The organism is Kribbella capetownensis (genome assembly GCF_004331485.1).
Lineage (GTDB): Bacteria > Actinomycetota > Actinomycetes > Propionibacteriales > Kribbellaceae > Kribbella > Kribbella capetownensis.
In genome coordinates this window covers 1-1,813 of the sequence record NZ_SJKD01000023.1, presented here as the reverse complement: position 1 = coordinate 1,813, position 1,813 = coordinate 1, and the positions used below count along the sequence as shown (strand labels likewise).

Sequence of the window (1,813 nt, the reverse complement as noted above, 5' to 3'; positions counted from 1 at the left end):
CCCGCCACCCCAGCACGGATGACCCACGACTACGTGCGGCACGGCACCACCAGCCTGTTCGCCGCGTTCGACCTGGCCAGCGGTTCGGTCATCGCCCAGGCACGGTGTCGATTCTCCGTCTGGCGCGCGGTATCGCCCCAGTTCGCGACCGACCGAGTACGTCCGTCCAGATCCTAGTAGTTGGTCCGAGCCTCGAACCTGCACGCCCGCCCGTTCTCATCCCGACTGACGAGCCCGCGAGCCGATCTTCCCCACGCTTCCAACGGCGGCAGCTGTCTGGCTATTGATCCTCCTCAGATGGCGCCGCCCGCGACAGGACGACTGGGGACTGCTCAACGGCCAGGTCCGCTGAGCGCGGCGGGCGACGGAACGATCGACGGCGCCGGCCCGCTCTGGCTCCACATCACCTGGGATGACCCCGACGAGCACTTCAGCGTCCACACGGCCCGACTCCAACCCGATCGATAGCTACCTCCGGTTCCAGACACTCCCGGTCGGCGACGATGAGTCGTTGACTGCACACACGATGTCGCAATCCATGCCGCGAGGCTCCACAAGGGTTTTTGCCGGAACGCCGCCGATTCTTGTTTCATCGGTGCGACGAGTGCTCGTCCGGATGCTCTCCGTGTGTCAAGATGCCGCCCATGAGCACGCCTACCGACGCCGCCGAAGCGACGGAATCCGCCGGTACAACGGCAGATCCGGGGAGTCCGCCACCCACCGGATCGTCGATCGCGTTCACCGCGACGCTCGTCCTGCTGGTCGGGCTGGCACTGTTCGGGCGGCGGATCTTCACCGGCGTGTTCACCGGTGACGGGATCCGGACCTGGGCGACGATGTTCGTCGGCGTCACGATCCAGGCCATGCCGTTCCTCGTCCTGGGCGTGCTGCTGTCCGCGGCGCTGACCGCGTTCGTCCCGGCGTCGTTCTTCGCCAAGGCACTCCCCAAGCACCCGGCCCTCGCCGTACCGGTCGCCAGCGCGTCGGGCGTCGTACTGCCCGGCTGTGAATGCGCATCGGTGCCAGTATCGGCCGCCCTGATGAACCGTGGCGTGACCCCGGCCGCGGCGATCGCGTTCCTGCTGTCCGCACCAGCGATCAACCCCGTCGTACTCGCATCCACCGCGGTCGCATTCCCCGGTCAACCGAAGGTCGTGGTCGCCCGCGCCGTCACCTCGCTCGCGGTCTCCATGATCCTCGGCTGGCTCTGGCTGCTGACCGGCAAGGGCGGCTCCTGGCTGCGGATGCCGAAGAACCGGCACGCCGACGACGCCGGCAAACTCGACGTCTTCCGATCGTCGATGTTGCACGACTTCCTGCACGCCGGCGGGTTCCTGGTCATCGGAGCCGCGGCCGCGGCCACGCTCAACGTAGTGGTCCCCCGCAGCTGGCTCGACCAAGTGGCCGGCAGCCTGCTGCTGTCCGTACTGATCCTCGGACTGCTCGCCGTACTGCTCGCGATCTGCTCCGAAGCGGACGCATTCGTCGCGGCCAGCCTCACCCAGTTCAGCCTGACCGCCCGGCTCGCGTTCATGGTGGTCGGACCGATCGTCGACGTGAAACTGATCGCCCTGCAGACCGGGACCTTCGGTCCCCGCTTCGCCGTCCGATTCGCGCCGGCCACATTCGTGATCGCCATCCTCGCCAGCCTGGTCGTCGGATCGTGGTTACTGTGAGAAGGAACGTCGCCGGCCTGGTCATGGTGTTCGTCGGAGCCGCGGTGGTCCAGCTCGCGACCTCGAACACCTACCTGCGCTACGTCAAACCCGGTATGCGCTGGATGCTCCTCGCCGCGGGACTGATCCTCATCGCC

1 protein-coding gene is annotated in these 1,813 nt (G+C 67.3%); it reads left to right on the top strand.

Translation table 11 applies throughout. From position 1 onward, the window contains the following. Positions 1 to 644: 644 nt before the first annotated feature. Positions 645 to 1,676: a permease gene (locus E0H75_RS42770; protein ID WP_131519470.1), complete on the top strand. Its 1,032-nt coding sequence runs from the start codon at positions 645 to 647 to the stop codon at positions 1,674 to 1,676. Positions 1,677 to 1,813: the final 137 nt, after the last annotated feature.

Coding starts and splice junctions, on each gene's coding strand:
- E0H75_RS42770 (WP_131519470.1), top strand. CDS start 645: ATGAGCACGCCTACCGACGCCGCCGAAGCGACGGAATCCGCCGGTACA.